This window comes from Variovorax sp. GW821-FHT09B01, from assembly GCF_059418345.1.
Genome location: NZ_JBWKPQ010000011.1, coordinates 1 through 17,630 on the forward strand (window position 1 = coordinate 1; position 17,630 = coordinate 17,630).

Sequence of the window (17,630 nt, forward strand, 5' to 3'; positions counted from 1 at the left end):
TCACCGTACGTGAGTACGGCTGCGGTCCTCGGCACGACCTCGGGGCGCTCGCTACGGTTTCTTCACACCTTGTGAGCACTGCGCAAGGGCGTCGTTTTTCGACGATCGGGCCGGGATGCTGATAGCCTGAGGTGCCGCGCTCAGCCATCGCAACCCAGCCCTTCTTGCCATGCCCGACTTCCGCTCGCCCGAATTCCTGATCGGCCACGTGCAGCACACGCTCGCGTTCTACGACGGCCGCAGCCTCGATCCGCACGGCGGCTTCTTCCACTTCTTCAAGGACGACGGCACGGTCTACGACCGCCGCACGCGCCACCTGGTGAGCAGCACGCGCTTCGTCTTCAACAACGCCACCGCCTGGCGCCGCTTCGGCCGGCCCGAGCACCTGGCGGCGACGCGCCACGGCCTCGAGTTCCTGCAGCGCGCCCATGCGCATCCGCAGGGCGGTTACCTGTGGGAGCTCGACTGGCACGAGGGCCGCGCGCAGGTGCGCGACGGCACCCACTACTGCTATGGCCTGGCCTTCGTGCTGCTCGCGCATGCGCACGCGGCGATGGCCGGCGTGGACGAGGCACGCGCGGGCATCGAATCGACCTGGCAGCTGCTGGAGCGGCATTTCTGGGAGCCGCGCCACCAGCTCTATGCGAACGAAGCCACTGCCGACTGGGCGGTGTCTCCCTACCGCGGCCAGAACGCCAACATGCATGCCTGCGAGGCGATGATGGCGGCCTTCGAGGCCACGGGCGATGCGAAGTACCTGGACCGCGCGGCGACGCTGGCGCAGGCGATCGCGCTGCGCCAGGCCGACATGACCGGGGGCAGGGTCTGGGAGCACTTCCGCGAGGACTGGTCGGTCGATGCCGACCACAACCGCGGCAACCGCGCCGACATCTTCAAGCCCTGGGGCTTCCAGACCGGCCACCTGACCGAATGGACCAAGCTGCTGCTGCAACTCGAGGGCCTGCTCGCCGGTCGGGGCGTGGAGACCGGCTGGATGCTGCCGCGCGCGCAGTCGCTGTTCGAGGCGGCGATGCGCCACGGCTGGGACGACGAGTTCGGCGGCCTGGTCTACGGCTTCGATCCCGAGGGCGCGCTCTACGACGGCGACAAGTACTTCTGGGTGCAGGCCGAGAGTTTCGCGGCCGCCGCGCTGCTCGCCGTGCGCACCGGCGAGTCGCGCTACTGGGACTGGTACGACCGGATCTGGGACTACGCCTGGCGGCACATGGTCGACCACGAGCATGGCGCCTGGTTTCGCATCCTGTCGCGCGACAACCGCAAGCTCAGCGACGAGAAGAGCCCGGCCGGCAAGACCGACTACCACACGATGGGCGCCTGCCACGACGTGCTGCGCGCCCTCCGCGCCTGAAGCAACTCAGAACACCGACAGCCCCGTGCGCGCCACGAACATCTCGAGCGCCTTCATGCCCAGCAGCGAGTTGCCGGTGGCATCGAGCGCGGGCGACCACACGCTGAGCGTGAGCCGGTCGGGCACCACGGCCACGATGCCGCCACCCACGCCGCTCTTGCAGGGCAGGCCGATCGAGAAGGCCACGTCGCCCGCGGCGTCGTAGGTGCCGCAGGTCAGCATCAGCGCGTTGATGCGCCGGGTCTGGCGCTCGCTGGTGATCGCGGCCTCGCCGTCGATCGGGTGCGCGCCGTCGCGGCACAGGTAGCCGGCTGCGCGCGCGAGCTGGCGGCAGCTCATGCGCAGCGCGCACTGGTGGAAGTAGGTGTCGAGCACCTCGGTCACGTCGTTGTCGAGCTTGCCGAAGCTCTTCATGAAGTTGGCCAGCGCCACGTTGCGAAAGCCGGTCTCGGCCTCCGAGCGCGCGACCTCCTCGTCGAAGCCCACGGGCTCGCCGGCCAGGCTGGCCATGAGCGCGAGGATGCGCGCTTTGGCGCTGCCGCCCTCGGCGCGCGCATGGCTCACGAGCCGGTCGGCGACCGCGATCGCGCCCGCATTGATGAAGGGGTTGCGTGGCTTGCCCTGCTCGTTCTCGAGCTGCACCAGCGAGTTGAACGGATTGCCCGAGGGCTCGCGGCCGATGCGTTCCCACAGCGCGTCGCCCACGGCCTGCATCGCGAGCGTGAGCGTGAACAGCTTGGACACGCTCTGGATCGAGAACGGCGTGTCGGCATCGCCGGCCGCGGCCTCCTCGCCGTCGCAGGTGCGCAGCGCGATGCCGAACTGCCGCGCGTCGACGCGCGCGAGCGCCGGGATGTAGCTGGCCACCGTGCCGGCCTGGCCCAGCAGCGGTTGCATCGCGGCCGCGATCTCGTCGAGCACGGGCTGGAATCGGGTGGATGTCGCCATGTCGCTCGTTCCTTCAGGCGCGGCGCGCGCCGCCGCGATTGACCAGCACGATGCCCACCGCCACGCCGGCCAGCGCCACCACCAGCTGCGGCGTGAGCGGCTCGGACAGCAGCAGCACGCCGAACACCAGCGCGAACAGCGGCGTGAGGAAGGTGAAGGAGGACATCTGCGTGGCCGGGTAGTGGCGCAGCATCCACATCCACGCGAGGTAGCTCGCGAAGGCGCCGATCACGGTCTGCAGCGCGATCGAGGTCCAGGCCCAGGCCGAGTAGTGCGTGCCCCAGGTTTCGCCGAGCAGCAGCGAGATCAGGGGGCAGACCGCGGCCGTCACCGCGACTTGGTAGAACAGCGTCTTCTCGGCGCTCGCGGTGGCGAGCCGGGTGGCGCGCAGGGTCAGCGTGGTCAGGCCCCACAGCATGCCGGCGGCGAGTGCCAGCGCGTCGCCACGCAGTTGCGACGAGGAGGTGTGGCCGAAGCCTTCGCTGAAGGCCAGCACCACGGCCGCGAAGGCGATCGCGAGCCCGGCCCACTGCAGCCCGCGCAGCCGCTCGGCCGGCACCCAGCGCGGCAGGAACAGCGAGACCCAGAACGGCGCCGTGTAGAGGAACACCGTGAGCCGCGAGGCGCTGGTGAGCTGCAGGCCCAGGTAGATGCCCGCGAACTCGCCCGCGAACAGCAGCCCCGCGAGCAGGCCGCCGGGCAGCGTGCCGTCGCGCTCGAACAGCGGCACCTTGCGCCAGGCGCACCACAGCCCCAGCAGCACCACCGCGCCGGCCATGCGCATCGAGGCCTGCCACATCGGCGGCACCTCGGCCACGGTGGTCTTGATGAGGATCTGCTGCAGGCCCCAGAAGGCGCAGCAGACGACGAGCAGGCCGATGGCGAGCGCGTCGAGGTGGGTTTTTCTCTGGATCATCTGTTGTTCGTTCTTCGCAAGGCGGCCCGCCCGCATCGCGCGGCGGCGCCGACGATCCTAGCGCGCGGGCGCTTCCCCGCTACCATCCGGGTTTCGTTCCCGGGTACCGCCCCTCCCGTTCCTGGTTCCGCATCCGGTATAGATGCGGGGCCCGGGAGGCATGCATGGGCATGCGGAATTTCTCGTGGCTGCTGCTCGCGGCCAGCATCGCGGCGGAGGTCGTCGGAACCCTCGCGCTGCGTCACGCCGACGGCTTCACGCGTGCACTGCCCTCGGCCGTGGTGGCGGCGGCCTATGCGCTCGCGATCTGGCTCATGGCGCTGGCGGTGCGGCAGCTCGAGGTCGGCCTGGCCTATGCGGTCTGGGCCGGCGCCGGCACCGCGCTGATCGCCGTCTGCGGCGTCTGGCTGTTCGGCGAAGCGGTCACGCTCGCGCGCTGCCTCGGCGTGGCGATGATCGTGCTCGGCGTGGTCGTGCTCCACCTCGACCCGCGCTGAGGTGACCCGCGCCGAGGCTTCAGCGCCCCGCGACCGGGTAAGGCGGCTTACCGCGCGTGCCCACCATCAGGTCGGGCACCACCGCCTCGACGTCGGGCAGCGCGCGCGCCGCGCGTTCGAGCTGGCGTGCCAGCGCGGACGAGGGCACGCAGCCCTGCAGGTAGACCCAGCGCCGCTGCACCATGACCCACACGCTGCCCCGGCGCAGGCCTGGCACCGCCTCGAGCGCGGCGCGCACCTTGGGCGCGAGCGGCTTGTCGTAGCGGTAGGCGTTGCTGTCGCTGCATTTGCCCGCGAGCCAGCAGCTGGTGCCGCGCTCGAGCCGCGAATGGATCTGGATGCGGCGCTCCTCGGCCGTGTAGAACGGGCCTTCGGGTTCGGGGCAGCCCGGCAGTCCGGCCGAGACGCGGAAGAAGGGATCGTCGAACCAGTTCTGCTTGGCAGGCGAGGCGGCGTCCTGCGCGCTCGCCGCATGCGGCGCGGCCACGGCGCACAGCAGGGCGAGCACCGGCGCCGCGTGCTTCACAAGGGATGTTCCGTGTAGAAGCGGCCGCCGTGGAACAACAGCGGCGAGGCGCCGGCGTCGTGGCTGCAGCGCTCCACCTCGCCGACGAAGATCACGTGGTCGCCCTCGTCGTAGCGGCTGCGGTTGAAGCACTCGAAGCTCGCCGCGGCGCCCGCGAGCACCGGCGCGCCGCCCAGGCCTTCGGTGAAGTCCACGTCGGCCCAGCGGTCGATGTCCTTGGTGGCGAAGCGCTCGGCCAGCGTCTTCTGGCTGGCCGCGAGGATGTTCACCGTGTAGTGCGAGCCGGCCCGCAGCGCGGCCATCGAGGCGGCGCTGCGCGACAGGCTCCAGAGCACCAGCGGCGGCGACAGCGAGACCGAATTGAAGGAGTTGGCGGTGAGCCCGACCAGCGCGCCGTTGGCCGCGCGCGCCGTGACGATGGTCACGCCGGTGGCGAACATGCCGAGCGCCGCGCGGAATTCAGCGGACGAGAAGGTGGGCGGCTGGGCGCTGCGCAAGGTGGTCACGAAGGAGCGGGAACGGTGGAGGGCAGGGGGCTATTCTGGCGCACCCGTCTTTCCCGCCCCCGGCGCGGCCGACATCACCTCGGTCACGAAGCGGGTGTAGGCGGCCGCGGCCGGCGAGGGCGTGCGGCCCGCGAGCGTGACCAGGCCGTAGTGGGTGCGCATGCCTTCGAGGCCCGCGATGGGCAATGGCACCAGCGGCTGGGTCTCGTGGCGGAAGGCCGGCGCATCGGGCGCGAGCACCACGGCGCGCGCCGTGAGCGCGAGATGGCGCAGGGTGCCGGTGTCGTCGCAGACCAGGTTGAACACGCCGCGTCCGGCGCGCTTCGCCTGGCGCTCGAACTGCGCGGCCACGCGCGCGGGCAGCTTCGGGCCGGCGACCGGGTAGTCCATCGCCTGCTCGAGCGTGACCGACGCCAGCCTGCGCAGCGGATGGCGCGGCTGCACGAAGAACGAGACCGGCACGTCGGGCAGCCGCATGGTCTCGAGGCCGCCCTGGCGCGCGAGGTCGCGCGTGTCGGCGATGAACAGGTCGATCTCGCGCCGGTGCAGCCGCTCGGCCAGGGTGGCGGTGTCGGCCACCTCGGTGCGCACCGAGAGCTGCGGATGCCGCTGCACCAGCAGCGTGAGCGCCGCGCGCCCGAGCATGCCGGCCGCGAACGGCCCCAGGCCCACCTGCAGGCTGCCGGCGGCCAGGCCCTCGAGCTGCAGCACGTCCTCCCTGAGCTGGCGCGCGTCGATGAGCAGTTCGCGGGCGCGCGCGAGCACCAGCTCGCCGGCCTGTGTGAAGCGCACCGTGCCGTAGGCGCGGTCGATCAGCCGCACCTGCAGGCCTTCCTCGAGCGCCTCGATGCTGCGCGAGAGCGCGGGCTGCGAGAGGTGCGAGGCCTGGGCCGCGCGGCCGAAGCTGCCCTGCTCGGCCAGGGCGACGAGGTGCTGGAGCTGGCGCAGCTGCATGGCGATCTTGTGTTTTTCTTCAAATCGATCGACGTATTTTGCATTTGCCAATGGTTTGGGGGCTGCCCAGAATCGCGCCACTTTCCAGCTTCCAGCTTCGCGCCAGGCCGCACCATGCATCTCCTCCACGTCCTTCCACGCGCGCATCGCGCCGCCGCCGCCTGTGCCGCGCTGGCCTGCGCCATGGCCTTCGCGCAGCCCGCAACGTCCCTCGCGCCCAAGCCGTCCGAGCCCGCCACGCTGGCCGCCAACGCCGAGTTCGCGAAGACGCTGCCCTTCGCCGACCGGCGCGATTTCGAGGACGCGATGCGCGGCTTCATCGGCACCGTGCCCGACGCGCTGGTGCCCGGCGCCGGCGAGCGCCCGGCATGGAGCATGAAGCCCTACGGCTTCCTGCAGGCCGACGCGCCGGCCGACAGCGTCAACCCGAGCCTGTGGCGCCAGGCGCAGCTCAATGCGATCCATGGGCTGTTCCGCGTGACCGACCGGGTCTACCAGGTGCGCGGCTTCGACATCGCGAACATGACCATCGTCGAGGGCGACAGCACGCTGATCGTCATCGACCCGCTGCTCGCCGCCGAGACCGCGCGCGCCGCGCTCGCGCTGTACTACCAGCATCGGCCGCGCAAGCCGGTCGGCACCGTGATCTACACGCACGGCCATGCCGACCACTTCGGCGGCGTCAAGGGCGTGGTCGACGAGGCCGACGTGGCGGCCGGCAAGGTGCAGGTGATCGCGCCCTCGGGCTTCATGGAGACCGCGGTGGCCGAGAACATCCTCGCGGGCAACGCGATGAGCCGGCGCTCGCAGTACCAGTTCGGCTCGCTGCTGCCGCCCGGCGTGCGCGGCCAGGTCGACACCGGGCTGGGCAAGGCGCTGGCGCGCGGCACCGTCACGCTGATCGCGCCCACCGCCACCATCGACAAGCCGACCGAGGAACGCACCATCGACGGCGTGCAGTTCGTGTTCCAGCTCGTGCCGGGCTCGGAGGCGCCGTCCGAGATGCTCATGTACCTGCCGCAGTTCCGCGTGCTCAACATGGCCGAGGACGTGACGCACACCATGCACAACCTCTACACCATCCGCGGCGCCGAGGTGCGCGACGGCAGCCTGTGGTCGAAGTACATCGACCAGGCGCGCGTGGCCTTCGGCGACAGGACCGACGTGCTGATCGCCCAGCACCACTGGCCCACCACGGGGCGCGATCGCATCGTCGAGCTGCTGAAGAAGCAGCGCGACATGTACAAGTTCATCAACGACCAGTCGCTGCGGCTGCTCAACCACGGCTACACCGCGGCCGACATCGCCGAGACCCTGCGCATGCCCGCGAGCCTCGAACAGGAATGGTCGGCGCGCGGCTACTACGGCACCCTGCGCCACAACGCGAAGGCGGTCTACCAGAAGTACCTGGGCTGGTACGACGCCAATCCCGCCAACCTGAATCCGCTGCCGCCCGTGGCCCAGGCCCGCAAGACGGTGGAGTACATGGGCGGCGCCGAGGCGGTGATTGCGCGCGCCCGCAGCGATTTCGCCAGGGGCGAGTACCGCTGGGTCGCGAGCGCGATGAGCCAGGTGGTCTATGCCGATCCCTCGAACCGCGCGGCGCGCGAGCTCGGCGCCGACGCGCTCGAGCAGCTGGGCTACCAGTCGGAGGCCGGCACCTGGCGCAGCGCCTACCTGGTGGGCGCGATGGAACTGCGCAACGGCGTGCCGAAGATCCCGTCGGGCGGCACCGCCAACGCCGACACGCTCAAGGCCGTGAGCAACGACCTGTTCTTCGACTACCTCGGCGTGCGCCTCGATGCCGCGAAGGCCGAGGGCAAGCGGCTGGTCATCAACTGGAACTTCACGGATTCGAAGCAGCAGTTCGTGCTGACGCTCGAGAACTCGGCCCTGACCCACATCGCCGGGCGGCAGCCGGATGCCGACGCCACGGTGACGCTGAGCCGCGCCACGCTCGACGCCGTGACGCTGAAGCAGACCAGCTTTCCGGCCGCGGTGCTGGCCGGCCAGGTGCGCATCGAGGGCGACCGCGCGAAGCTGGCCGAGCTGATGGCGATGCTCGACAGCTTCGAGCCGATGTTCCCGGTGGTGGAGCCGCGATGAACGCGGCTCAGGGCAGGTCGGGCAGCGGCATGCCGCCGACGACGACCTGGCCCAGCGTGTCCAGGTAGGTCTGCCAGAAGCGCGTGGGCTGCTGGCCCTTGCCGGGCCGGCCGAAGTCGCACACGCCGGTGGGGAAGGCGGCCTTCAGGCGCGACCATTGCGCGTCCGAGAACACCACCGCGCCGTAGCTCGCGCGGTCGAGCGGCGCGAGCTGACACTCGAGCACGTCGCCCGTGATGGCCTCGCCGGCCGCCATGCGCGTCGAGCCGTCGGCCAGGCCGGTGCATTCGAGCATCGAGAGCCCCGTGCCGTCGGCGCTGCCGCAGCGGTCGTTGGCGCTGGCGGGGCGATGGGCGATCACCTTCCGCGCGAGCGGCGTGGCGCCGCCGTCCCGCTCGATCGCGCCGAGCCAGGCATCCATCGTGTCGTAGGCCTCGCGCTGGCTGCCGGCCTGGTACCAGATCGCCTGGTTGGCGTGGCCGCCGTTGGCGCGGTCGAGCCGCGCGCGCAGGGTCCACGAGCGGTGCTGGTGATGGATGCCGCTGATGTCGAGCGTGCGGATGTCGATGATCGCGACCTGGCCCAGGCCGTTGGCCTGGTTGAACGAGCCCGAGCGGTACGAGGCCTCGATCGCGCCCGGATCGGCCGCCACGCGCGGCGCCTGCAGCGCGTAGTCGATGGTGTGCGAGCCGATGTTCGCGTTGAGGTCCACGAACTGCTCGGCGCTGATGCGGCCCGCCTTCAGCGCGAGCAGGCCGTACTGCAGGCCAACGTTCGAGTACGGCCGGTTGGCGAAGCCGTCGGGCCGCTTGCCGAAGATCGAGATCGCCGAGTCGGCCGAGGTGCAGCGCGCGCCGCCGGGGTTGAAGGTGGCGTCGTAGCGCGCGCCCGGGGGCGCGTCGCAGCCGCCGAGCGCGGTGGGCGAGGTGCCGGGAAGGTTCGCGATGTTGGTCGCGTAGGGGTTCAGGTTGTTGTTGAACTTGTAGAAGTCGATCCACTCGGCGCACACGGCGGTGTTCAGGTGGCCCGAGGCGGCGGCCTGCTGGTCGGGCGTCCACGCGGTGGCGGTGCGGCCGAAGTAGTTGCGCAGCAGCGCGCAGTCCTCGACCTCGTTGCCGGTCGATCCCGCATCGGGGAAGGAGGCGCCGACGATGATCCCCTGGTAGAGGCCCGGATAGGCGTTGGCCATCCACTGCTGGGCGATGGCGCCGCCCGAGCTGCCGTAGCCGAAGGTGTAGCGCAGCTCGCCATAGGCCTCGACGATGCGCTCCTTGGCCATCATCGTGGCCTCGGCCTGCACGGCGATGTTGCAGTTGTGGCCCGAGTCGTTGAGCGACACGGCCAGCACCGCGAAGCCGCGCGAGAGCGCATCGCGGTCGAGCACGCGCTGCGAGGACAGGGCGTTGGACTGGCCGTAGCCGTTGCCGCAGCCCGAGCCATGCTGGATCAGCAGCTTGCGGTTCCACGCGGCCTGCGGCTGCCACGGCGCCCAGGGCTTCGCGGGGTCGAACAGCACCGCCACGTCGTAGTAGTCGCGGTCCTGCACGCCGGTCTCGATGCGCACCACGAAGGGCACGGTACGACCCTGGTCGGTGGTGGTGGTGGCGACGTCGGCCGGCGGCCGGGCCGGGTCGTAGGGCTGGAAGCCCGCGACGGCCGGATCGCTCGACAGGTACTTGAAGCCGTAGCTCACGGGGCGGTTGCAGTCGGCGTCCTGCGCGCCGGCATCGCAGGCCCAGGGCTGGATCTGCGGGCCGTAGAGGATGCGCCCGCCGTTGGCGTGGTTGGTGATCACTAGCGACGACAGCGCCGTGTCGCCGGCGCGCGCGCTCAGCAGGTGGCGGCCCTCGCTCATGCCGGTGACCAGCCCCATGAAGCGCTCGCCGGGCCGCATCGCGAACGCGGACGACACGTCGGTGCCGTCGAGCTCAATGCGCAGCGCGCTCGCCGCGATGCCCGCGGCCGGCACGATCTCGACCAGCGCGTCGCCGCCGCTGACGAGGTCCGCGCGGTTCGACAGCACCTTGATGTCGGCCGCCTTGGTCGTCGTTGCGGGCGGCTGCGCGGGGTTGCCCGTGCTCGCGGGCGGAAGGCCCGCGAAGCGCGCGCCGCCATCGCCGCCGCCGCAGCCCGCGAGCAGCGCGCCGCCGCCGATGCACCACGCCGCCAGCAGCACGCTGCCGCGGCCGCTCCATGTCTTCTCGCTCATCGTGTCTCCAGGTATTGATTGGCGGCGCGATGCTAGGCAGCGCGCGCGGCCATGGCTTCCACGAAACGGCGCGGCTTTTCAGAATCTTGCAATTGCTTGCGGGCGCTGCGGGCAAACCTGCATGCCCGCGGCAGGCCGCGCGTCGGACACTCGTGTTTTTCTTCCCCGACAGAAAGACCAGACGCCCGTGCAGACCTTCGCCGAGCGATTCGACACCACGACCGCGTCCCGCACGAAGTTCGAACCCGAGGCGGTCCTGCTGCAGGACCAGGGCCTCTGGCCCGGGCTGCGGCTCGAGGAGTGGCGCGGCTCGGGTGGGGATATGCCCGAGACCGTGCTGTTCCAGCACGGCGTGATGCTCCACCACGAGGCACTGACCTCCGCGCGCATCCACTGGTCGGGGCACCGGCCGGTGACGGGCGACTTCGCGCCGGGCAGCTTCGGCATCTTTCCCGCCGGGCTGTCGTACAGCGGGCATGCGCGCGGCCGCTGGCGCGGCGTGGTGCTGGGTCTGACGCCGGGCCTGGTGCAGGCCGTCTCGAGCTCGCCGGGCGCGAGGACGGTCGAGCTGGTGCCGGGCAACGGCATCCGCGACGGCTTCGTCTGGCAGGCCAGCCTCGCGCTCGCCGCCGACATCCGCGAGGGCTATCCGGGCGGCGCGATCTACGGGGAAAGCATCGCGGTGGCGCTGGCGGCCTACCTGCGGCGGCACCATGCGGCCGATCCGCGGCTGCAGGTCGAGCGCATCGATGCCGGCGACGCGCTGCGCCGGCGCGTGCAGCAGTTCATCCTCGACCAGTTGCAGGAGAAGCTCACGCTCGCCGAGATGGCGGCCTTCGTGCAACTCGATGTCTATTCGTTCGCGCGCTGGTTCAAGCGCGCCTTCGGCATGCCGCCGCACCGTTACCTGATGGCCGCGCGGATCGCGCGCGCGAGGACGCTGCTGTTGCGCACCGAGCTGAGCCTGGTCGAGATCGCGCTGCAGTGTGGCTTCAGCAGCCAGAGCCACCTGTCGAGCGCGTTCCGGCGCTTCGCCGGCATCGCGCCCGGCAGCTACCGGGCACGCGGGAGGGAATGAGGCAGCGGCGGTGCGCCGCTCACGCCTTCAGCAGCTGGAGCCGCACCAGGCTCTCGGCCGTCGCGACGATCGCCTCCTCGGCCGAGCGCGGATTCCATCCGAGCAGCCGCCGGGCCTTCTCGCTGGTGGCGTTCATGTTCACGCCGAGCATCGGCACGACGGCCTTCATGCGCGGGTCGGTCTTGGCGCCGAGCCGCACCAGCCAGTTCGGCAGGGCCCGCGTCGACACCTTCTGCGCCGCCGCGCCCATGCGCTCGCGCAGGATGCCCGCCACGTCGGCCAGCCACAGGCTCTCGCCCGCGATCGCGAGGAAGCGCTCGCCCTTGCCGGCCGGATGCGTCATCGCGAGCAGGTGCAGGTCCGCGACATCGCGCACGTCGACGAAGCCCGAGTTGATCTTCGGCGAGCCGGGCTGGCCGTCCATCATTCCCTTGATGATCTGGATCGAGTGCGAGAAGTCGGCACCGAGCGCGGGGCCCAGCACCGCGGTCGGGTTGACGGCCGCGAGCTCGAGGCCGCGGCCTTCCTTCTCGACGAAGGCCCACGCTCCGCGCTCGGACAGCGTCTTCGACCGCTGATAGGGCGCGACATCGCCCGCGAGATTGCTCCAGTCCTCTTCATTGAAGGGCCGGCCCATCGGCCCATGGCCGACACCGACCGCGCCGAAGGCCGAGGTGAGGACCACGCGCTTGACGCCCGCATCGCGCGCGGCGCGCAGCACGCGCAGGTTGCCGTCGACGGCCGGCCGGACCCAGTCCTCGTCGGTGGCATAGCTGCCCGATGGCGTGGGCGAGGCGCCGTGGATCACGTAGGTGCATCCCTTCGCGGCCTCGGCCCAGCCGGCGTCCGCGCCCAGGTCCGCGACCACGAAGCCCAGCCGCTCGCCCGGCTCGGCGCCGCCTGTCTTGAGGTGCTCGCGGACCTCCGCTTCCCGTGCGAGCGTGCGCACCGTCGTGCGAACGCGAAATCCCTGCTCGAGCAGCGCGAGGATGCAGTGCTGCGCGATGAAGCCGGTGCCGCCGGTGACCAATACCAAAGCCTGTTCCATATCCGTTCCTTGTTCGTCCTTGATTCGAGATGGGGAACGATATTTCGAGGGGGTCGGACTGTGAATGCTTGGGAGTACGCTTTGCTTGCGCGATAGTACGAAGATGAGCGCCGATCCCTTCTCCGACATCCTCAAGCTGACCCATGCGCAAAGCCTGGTGACCGGCGGGTTCACGGCCGGCGGCACCTGGGCCCTCCGTTTTCCGGCGCCCGACAAGATCAAGTTCTTCGCCGTTGTGAAGGGCCACTGCTGGGTCCGCATCGAGGGGGAGCCCGAGCCCGCGCGCTTCGAGACCGGCGACGTGGGGCTGCTGTCGGCGCACCGCTGGTCGATCCTGTCCAGCGATCCCGAGGCCGAGCCGGTCGATGCCATGGGCCTGTTCTCGGGCGCGGGCCGCTCCTCGGCGCAGCTCGGCGACGGCAGCGAGTTCGCGCACATCGGCGGCCATGTGCTGCTCGATCCGGTCAGCGGGCCCTTGTTGCTGAATGCGCTGCCACCGTGGATCCATGTTCGCGCGTCGGCGCCGCAGGCCCCGGTGTTCCGCTGGCTGCTCGATCACCTGATGGAGGAGCGCACGCAGGCACAGCCGGGTGCGCAACTCGCCGCGGCCCAGCTCGCGCAGCTGCTGTTCATCCAGATCCTGCGCGCGCACCTGGGCACCTCGGGGCCGCTGGTCGCGGGCTGGCTGCGCGCCCTGAGCGAGCCGCGCATCGCGCCGGCTCTGCGGGCGATGCACGACGATCCGGCGCGTGCCTGGCACCTGGAGGAGCTGGCCAGCGCCTGTGCCATGTCGCGCACCACCTTCGCCTCGCACTTCAAGGCCGTGGCCGGCATCGCACCGCTGGGCTACCTGACCGAGTGGCGCATGCGCCTGGCCGAGCGCGCGCTGGGCGAGGACGACACGCCGGTCGCGCTCGTGGCGCAGAGCCTGGGCTACACCTCCGAGAGCGCCTTCAGCCATGCGTTCAAGCGCGTCACCGGGAGTTCGCCGACGGCCTACAGGCAGGCGCTGCGCGCGGGGGCGAGGGTGGGACTCACGGGCCGCGAGGCGGTGCCGCAGGAGTCCTAGGCGCCCGCGCGTCCTTCAGTCGCGCGACCACTGCAGGGTCGCGTCGACGGGCGCGCGCGAGGTCCTGTAGCCGTTCGCCGGATCGTCCGCATCGGCGTGGCCGAAGGAGATGCCGCACACGACCTGCTGGTCGGCGGGCAGGCCGAAATGCGCGCGGATCGCCGCGGCGTGCCGTGCCAGCGCGGCCTGCGCGATGGCCGCGACGCCGTGCGCCTCGGCCGCCAGCAGGAAGTTCGCGACCCAGCCGCCGGCGTCGACCAGCGCATAGGGCCCGAGCTCGGCCGGCACGGTGACGACCAGCACATGGGGCGCGCCGAAGAAGTCGAAGTTGCGCAGCGCCTGGGCCGCCGAGGCGTCGCGATCGCCGCGGCGCACGCCGACGGCGTCGTAGAGCTGCAGGCCGGCTTCGCGGCGCCGCTCGAGGTGCACGCCGCGGTAATCGGCAGGAAAGGGAAAGTCGCTGGCCGGTGGCTGCGCGCGTGCCGCGACCTGCATGGCCGCGCGAAAGCGCTCGGTGCCCGCGCCGCGCGTCACGACGATGCGCCAGGGCTGCGTGTTGCACCACGAGGCCGTGTGGCGCGCGGTCTCGAACAGGTGCTCGATGGTGGCGTCGGGCAGCGGCTCGTCCAGGAAGGCCCGGCAGCTGCGGCGGCGCGACACGAGGTGCGCGAGCGTCTGGACTTCGGATGCGCTCAACGCCGCCTCACTCCGCCTGGATGCCCGCGTCCTTGATGCGCGTGCCCCAGGCCGCTTCCTGCTCGACCATGAAGCGCGCGAACTCCTCGGGCGGCGCGGGATAGGGCTCCAGGCCCAGCGCCGCGAAGCGTTCCTTGATCGCGGGCTTGTTGAGCGACTTGACGACTTCGGCGCTGAGCTTCGCGACGATGTCCGGCGGGATGCCGGCCGGCCCCATCAGTCCGCCCCAGGCGATGTACGAGAAGCCCGGAAAGGTCTCGCCCAGCGCCGGCAGGCCCGGCATCAGGACCGAGCCCTTGTCGGCCATCATGGCCAGCGGCCGCACCTTGCCGTCCTTGACCAGCCCCTGCGACGAGGCCAGGTCCACGAACATGAAGTCGAACTGGCCGCCCACCAGGTCGACCAGCGCCGGCGGCGTGCTGCGGTAGGGCACCGCGATCGCCGAGAACTTGCCGACGTTCATCAAGTGGGCGCCCGCCACCTGGCCGGTGGCGTTGCCGTAGCCCATGGTGTTCTTCGCGCCGCCGCGCACGGCCTTGAGGAAGTCGGCGACGTTGGTCAGGGGCGAGGTGCCATTGACCACCAGCACGAACGGAAAGTTGGTGGTGCGCGCGATCGCGGTGAAGTCCTTGATCGGCGCGTAGTTGAGCTTCTTGTAGAGCCAGGGATTGGCCGAGTGGGCCGAGCTCGTGCCGAGCAGCAGGGTGTAGCCGTCGGGCGCGGCCTTGCTCACGGCCTCGGCGGCGATGGAGCCGTTGGCGCCGGGCTTGTTGTCGATCACGATCGGGGCGCCGAGTCCCTTGTGCACGTCCTCCATCAGCACGCGCGTCATCACGTCGGTGCCGCTGCCCGCGGCGAAGGGCACCACGACGCGGATCGGCTTGGCGGGATAGGGCTGGGCCGAGGCCGCGGCGCAGGCCAGGGCGAGCGTGCCCGCCGCGAGCGCCTTCGCCAGGAAGGAATCCAGAATCTGCATGCGTGTCTCCTGCCGCTGAGGGCTTGTTGTGGGTCCGGTCTGTCGATGCGTGGCGTGCGTGCCGTGTGCCTCAGTAGGACTTGGGCAGCCCCAGCACCTTCTCCGCGATGAAGCACAGCACCAGCTCGGGGCTGATCGGCGCGATGCGCGGGATCATGATCTCGCGCAGGTAGCGCTCCACGTGGTATTCCTTCGCGTAGCCGAAGCCGCCGTGCGTCATCACCGCCTGCTGGCAGGCATTGAAGCCGGCCTCGCCGGCCAGGTACTTGGCGGCGTTCGCGGCCGCGCCACAGGGCAGTCCGCTGTCGTACTGCCAGGCCGCCTGCATCACCATGAGCCAGGCTGCCTCGAGCTCGATCCAGTTGCGGGCCAGCGGATGCTGGATGCCCTGGTTCTGGCCGATCGGGCGGTTGAAGACCACGCGCTCGTTGGCATAGGCGGTGGCGCGCTCGAGCGCGAGCTGGCCCAGGCCGACTGCCTCGGCGGCGATCAGCACGCGCTCGGGGTTCATGCCGTGCAGGATGTATTCGAAGCCGCGGCCTTCCTCGCCGATGCGGTCCTCCACCGGGATCTCGAAGTCCTCGATGAACAGCTCGTTCGAGTCGACGCACTTGCGGCCCATCTTCTCGATCTCGCGCACCTCGATGCGGCTGCGGTCGAGGTCGGTATAGAACAGCGTGAGCCCGTGCGTGGGCTTCTCGACCTCCTCCAGCGGCGTGGTCCGCGCGAGCAGCAGCACCTTCTGCGCGACCTGGGCGGTCGAGATCCAGACCTTGCTGCCGTTGACCACGTAGCGGTCGCCGCGGCGCTGCGCGCGCGTGCGCAACTGGGTGGTGTTGAGGCCGGTGTTCGGCTCGGTCACGGCGAAGCAGGTCTTGACCTCGCCGCGCGCCATCGGCGGCAGCATGCGCTGCTTCTGGGCCTCGCTGCCGAACACGACCACGGGGTTGAGCCCGAACACGTTGATGTGCACCGCCGAGGCGCCCGACATCCCGGCGCCCGAGCGCGAGATGGTCTGCATCATCACGGCCGCATCCGCGATCGACAGCCCCGAGCCGCCGTACTGCTCGGGAATGCAGATGCCCAGCCATCCGTCCTTGGCCAGGCTGTCGGCGAACGCCGTGGGGAAGCCGCCTTCCCGGTCGCGTTCGAGCCAGTAGGCATCGTCGAAACGGCGGCAGATCTTCTGGATGGAATCGCGGATGGATTCCTGTTCGGCGCTGAGCTGGAAATTCATGGACGGGCGACAGGTTGAAAACCCAATCATTCATCTATGTGTTCAATATTGACATGAGGGAGAACACCTAGACTGATCGCCGATGGAGATGCTCTTCCTCTAGAGGCGAGCAAAAACTCGAAGTCAAAAGAGTTTGTCGAGTCAGCAGAAGCGTTTCAGGAGCTTGGCGATAATGTTCATGTATGTGTACTATTCGTACACGACAAAGAACAATCCTCAGGAGACGCATGACAGTTCCCCCCACGCCTGCGCCGCTCGCGGGCTTCCGCATCGTCGACATGAGCACGGTGCTCATGGGCCCGGTCGCGACCCAGGTGCTGGGCGACTACGGCGCCGACGTCATCAAGGTCGAGCCGCCCGAGGGCGACGTGATGCGCCACGCCGGCATGGCGCGCACGCCGCGCATGGGGGCGATGTACCTGGCGAACGGCCGCAACAAGCGCAGCATCGTGCTGGACATCAAGCAGCCGGCCGCGAAGGAGGCGCTGTTCGCGCTCTGCCGCTCGGCCGACGTGTTCATCCACAACGTGCGCCCGGCCGCGATGCAGCGTGCCGGGCTCGGCTACGAGGACCTGCGCGCGATCAACCCGTCCATCGTCTACGTCGCGCTCGTGGGCTACAGCGAGCACGGCCCCTATGCCAACCAGCCGGCCTTCGACGACATCATCCAGGCCGGCGCCGGCGTGTCGGGGCTGTTCGTGCGCGCGGGCCTGGAAGAGCCGGTGTTCGTGCCGATGACCGTCGCCGACCGCGTGACCGGGCTGACCGCGGCGCACGCCACGCTGGCCGCGTTGCTGATGCGCGAGCGCACCGGCATCGGCCAGGCGATCGAGGTGCCGATGTTCGAGACGCTGGTGCAGACCGTGCTCGGCGACCATCTCAACGGACAGGCCTTCGAGCCGCCGATCGGCGAGTCGGGCTACAGCCGCCTGCTCACGCCGCACCGCCGGCCCTACAGGACGCTCGACGGCTACATCGCCGCCACGCCCTACAACGACAAGCAGTTCCGGGCCTTCTACGCCGCGATCGGCCGCGCCGAGGAGATCGACAGCAATCCGCTTTTGGGCAGCCAGAGCGCGCGCGCCAGCAACTACCACGCGACCTACGCGCAGCTCGCCGAGATCATCGCCACCCGCAGCACCGACGAGTGGCTCGCGCTGTGCCGCGCGCACGAGGTGCCGTGCGCGCGCGTCAATTCGATCGACGACCTGCTGGTCGATCCGCACCTCGAGGCGGTGGGCTTCTTCGAGCGCGGCGAGCATCCGTCCGAAGGCCGCATCGTGCAGATGCGGCCCAGCACGCGCTGGAGCAGCGCCGACGTCTCGATCCGGCGGCATGCGCCGCGCATCGGCGAACAGAGCGTCGAGCTGCTGGCCGAGGCCGGCTTCGATGCCGCGCGCATCGACGCGATGCTGGCCGAAGGCAGCACCGTCGACGGCCGACCCGGACCGCGCGACTGAGATCCGTTTTCCTCTTCCGCTTCCACCCACGCACA

At 70.4% G+C, this 17,630-nt stretch carries 16 protein-coding genes; 6 read left to right on the forward strand and 10 right to left on the reverse strand.

Annotated elements, in window-relative coordinates; genetic code table 11:
* The first annotated feature begins 169 nt into the window (after window positions 1–169).
* Entirely contained in the window at window positions 170–1,369 is a 1,200-nt protein-coding gene (locus tag AC07RV_RS26395) for an AGE family epimerase/isomerase (protein ID WP_296781990.1), read from the forward strand.
* Window positions 1,370–1,375: 6 nt separating this feature from the next.
* On the opposite strand, the gene AC07RV_RS26400 is transcribed toward AC07RV_RS26395, so the two are convergent.
* Together AC07RV_RS26400 and AC07RV_RS26405 are read right to left on the reverse strand one after the other, a co-directional pair.
* The gene (locus tag AC07RV_RS26400; RefSeq protein WP_208511028.1) at window positions 1,376–2,317 is read right to left on the reverse strand and encodes a glutaminase; all 942 of its coding nucleotides are present in this window, start codon (window positions 2,315–2,317) and stop codon (window positions 1,376–1,378) included.
* A gap of 13 nt (window positions 2,318–2,330) precedes the next feature.
* Window positions 2,331–3,233 carry a DMT family transporter gene (locus AC07RV_RS26405; protein WP_057592405.1) on the reverse strand — a complete coding sequence of 301 codons (903 nt, stop codon included), beginning with the start codon at window positions 3,231–3,233 and terminating at the stop codon, window positions 2,331–2,333.
* 164 nt (window positions 3,234–3,397) lie between these two features.
* Here AC07RV_RS26405 and AC07RV_RS26410 point away from each other — a divergent pair, with 164 nt between their 5' ends.
* Window positions 3,398–3,730 (forward strand): DMT family transporter, encoded by a 333-nt coding sequence (locus AC07RV_RS26410; RefSeq protein ID WP_296781989.1) that lies wholly within the window; start codon window positions 3,398–3,400, stop codon window positions 3,728–3,730.
* Between the two features lie 19 nt (window positions 3,731–3,749).
* Here AC07RV_RS26410 and AC07RV_RS26415 read toward each other — a convergent pair whose 3' ends face one another.
* The 3 genes from AC07RV_RS26415 to AC07RV_RS26425 are packed head-to-tail and all read right to left on the reverse strand — an operon-like array spanning window position 3,750 to window position 5,716.
* Window positions 3,750–4,256, reverse strand: a complete 507-nt coding sequence (locus tag AC07RV_RS26415; protein ID WP_296781988.1) for a BON domain-containing protein — start codon at window positions 4,254–4,256, stop codon at window positions 3,750–3,752.
* Window positions 4,253–4,762 carry a flavin reductase family protein gene (locus AC07RV_RS26420; protein ID WP_296781987.1) on the reverse strand — a complete coding sequence of 170 codons (510 nt, stop codon included), beginning with the start codon at window positions 4,760–4,762 and terminating at the stop codon, window positions 4,253–4,255. Before AC07RV_RS26420 ends, AC07RV_RS26415 begins: the two co-directional genes overlap by 4 nt.
* Before the next feature lie 30 nt (window positions 4,763–4,792).
* Window positions 4,793–5,716 (reverse strand): LysR family transcriptional regulator, encoded by a 924-nt coding sequence (locus tag AC07RV_RS26425; RefSeq protein ID WP_296781986.1) that lies wholly within the window; start codon window positions 5,714–5,716, stop codon window positions 4,793–4,795.
* Between the two features lie 114 nt (window positions 5,717–5,830).
* Here AC07RV_RS26425 and AC07RV_RS26430 point away from each other — a divergent pair, with 114 nt between their 5' ends.
* Window positions 5,831–7,822, forward strand: coding sequence for an alkyl/aryl-sulfatase (locus tag AC07RV_RS26430; protein WP_296781985.1), 1,992 nt, complete (start codon window positions 5,831–5,833; stop codon window positions 7,820–7,822).
* A gap of 7 nt (window positions 7,823–7,829) precedes the next feature.
* On the opposite strand, the gene AC07RV_RS26435 is transcribed toward AC07RV_RS26430, so the two are convergent.
* Window positions 7,830–10,031, reverse strand: a complete 2,202-nt coding sequence (locus AC07RV_RS26435) for a DUF6351 family protein (RefSeq protein ID WP_296781984.1) — start codon at window positions 10,029–10,031, stop codon at window positions 7,830–7,832.
* A gap of 187 nt (window positions 10,032–10,218) precedes the next feature.
* Here AC07RV_RS26435 and AC07RV_RS26440 point away from each other — a divergent pair, with 187 nt between their 5' ends.
* Complete coding sequence (locus tag AC07RV_RS26440; protein ID WP_296781983.1) at window positions 10,219–11,109, forward strand: helix-turn-helix domain-containing protein; 891 nt, start codon at window positions 10,219–10,221, stop codon at window positions 11,107–11,109.
* A gap of 19 nt (window positions 11,110–11,128) precedes the next feature.
* Here the strand turns inward: AC07RV_RS26440 and AC07RV_RS26445 are convergent, their stop codons facing one another.
* Window positions 11,129–12,157 (reverse strand): SDR family oxidoreductase, encoded by a 1,029-nt coding sequence (locus tag AC07RV_RS26445; protein ID WP_296781982.1) that lies wholly within the window; start codon window positions 12,155–12,157, stop codon window positions 11,129–11,131.
* A 64-nt stretch (window positions 12,158–12,221) separates the two neighbouring features.
* Between AC07RV_RS26445 and AC07RV_RS26450 the strand changes: the two genes are divergently transcribed.
* Entirely contained in the window at window positions 12,222–13,226 is a 1,005-nt protein-coding gene (locus tag AC07RV_RS26450) for an AraC family transcriptional regulator (protein ID WP_296781981.1), read from the forward strand.
* Window positions 13,227–13,241: 15 nt separating this feature from the next.
* On the opposite strand, the gene AC07RV_RS26455 is transcribed toward AC07RV_RS26450, so the two are convergent.
* From AC07RV_RS26455 to AC07RV_RS26465, 3 genes are all read right to left on the reverse strand, one after another.
* The gene (locus AC07RV_RS26455; protein WP_296781980.1) at window positions 13,242–13,922 is read right to left on the reverse strand and encodes a nitroreductase; all 681 of its coding nucleotides are present in this window, start codon (window positions 13,920–13,922) and stop codon (window positions 13,242–13,244) included.
* Between the two features lie 7 nt (window positions 13,923–13,929).
* A complete protein-coding gene (locus AC07RV_RS26460) occupies window positions 13,930–14,898 on the reverse strand; it encodes a Bug family tripartite tricarboxylate transporter substrate binding protein (protein WP_296781979.1) in 969 nt (322 codons plus the stop codon).
* Between the two features lie 70 nt (window positions 14,899–14,968).
* The gene (locus tag AC07RV_RS26465) at window positions 14,969–16,135 is read right to left on the reverse strand and encodes an acyl-CoA dehydrogenase family protein (RefSeq protein ID WP_209540356.1); all 1,167 of its coding nucleotides are present in this window, start codon (window positions 16,133–16,135) and stop codon (window positions 14,969–14,971) included.
* Window positions 16,136–16,362: 227 nt separating this feature from the next.
* Here AC07RV_RS26465 and AC07RV_RS26470 point away from each other — a divergent pair, with 227 nt between their 5' ends.
* Entirely contained in the window at window positions 16,363–17,595 is a 1,233-nt protein-coding gene (locus tag AC07RV_RS26470) for a CaiB/BaiF CoA transferase family protein (protein WP_296781978.1), read from the forward strand.
* The last annotated feature ends 35 nt before the right edge of the window (window positions 17,596–17,630 follow it).

Bases quoted from the DNA above. Each gene is read 5' to 3' on its own strand.
- AC07RV_RS26450 (WP_296781981.1), top strand. From the start codon at position 12,222: ATGCTTGGGAGTACGCTTTGCTTGCGCGATAGTACGAAGATGAGCGCC.
- AC07RV_RS26405 (WP_057592405.1), bottom strand. From the start codon at position 3,233: ATGATCCAGAGAAAAACCCACCTCGACGCGCTCGCCATCGGCCTGCTC.
- AC07RV_RS26410 (WP_296781989.1), top strand. From the start codon at position 3,398: ATGGGCATGCGGAATTTCTCGTGGCTGCTGCTCGCGGCCAGCATCGCG.
- AC07RV_RS26435 (WP_296781984.1), bottom strand. From the start codon at position 10,031: ATGAGCGAGAAGACATGGAGCGGCCGCGGCAGCGTGCTGCTGGCGGCG.
- AC07RV_RS26460 (WP_296781979.1), bottom strand. From the start codon at position 14,898: ATGCAGATTCTGGATTCCTTCCTGGCGAAGGCGCTCGCGGCGGGCACG.
- AC07RV_RS26470 (WP_296781978.1), top strand. From the start codon at position 16,363: ATGACAGTTCCCCCCACGCCTGCGCCGCTCGCGGGCTTCCGCATCGTC.
- AC07RV_RS26465 (WP_209540356.1), bottom strand. From the start codon at position 16,135: ATGAATTTCCAGCTCAGCGCCGAACAGGAATCCATCCGCGATTCCATC.
- AC07RV_RS26425 (WP_296781986.1), bottom strand. From the start codon at position 5,716: ATGCAGCTGCGCCAGCTCCAGCACCTCGTCGCCCTGGCCGAGCAGGGC.
- AC07RV_RS26445 (WP_296781982.1), bottom strand. From the start codon at position 12,157: ATGGAACAGGCTTTGGTATTGGTCACCGGCGGCACCGGCTTCATCGCG.
- AC07RV_RS26400 (WP_208511028.1), bottom strand. From the start codon at position 2,317: ATGGCGACATCCACCCGATTCCAGCCCGTGCTCGACGAGATCGCGGCC.
- AC07RV_RS26395 (WP_296781990.1), top strand. From the start codon at position 170: ATGCCCGACTTCCGCTCGCCCGAATTCCTGATCGGCCACGTGCAGCAC.
- AC07RV_RS26430 (WP_296781985.1), top strand. From the start codon at position 5,831: ATGCATCTCCTCCACGTCCTTCCACGCGCGCATCGCGCCGCCGCCGCC.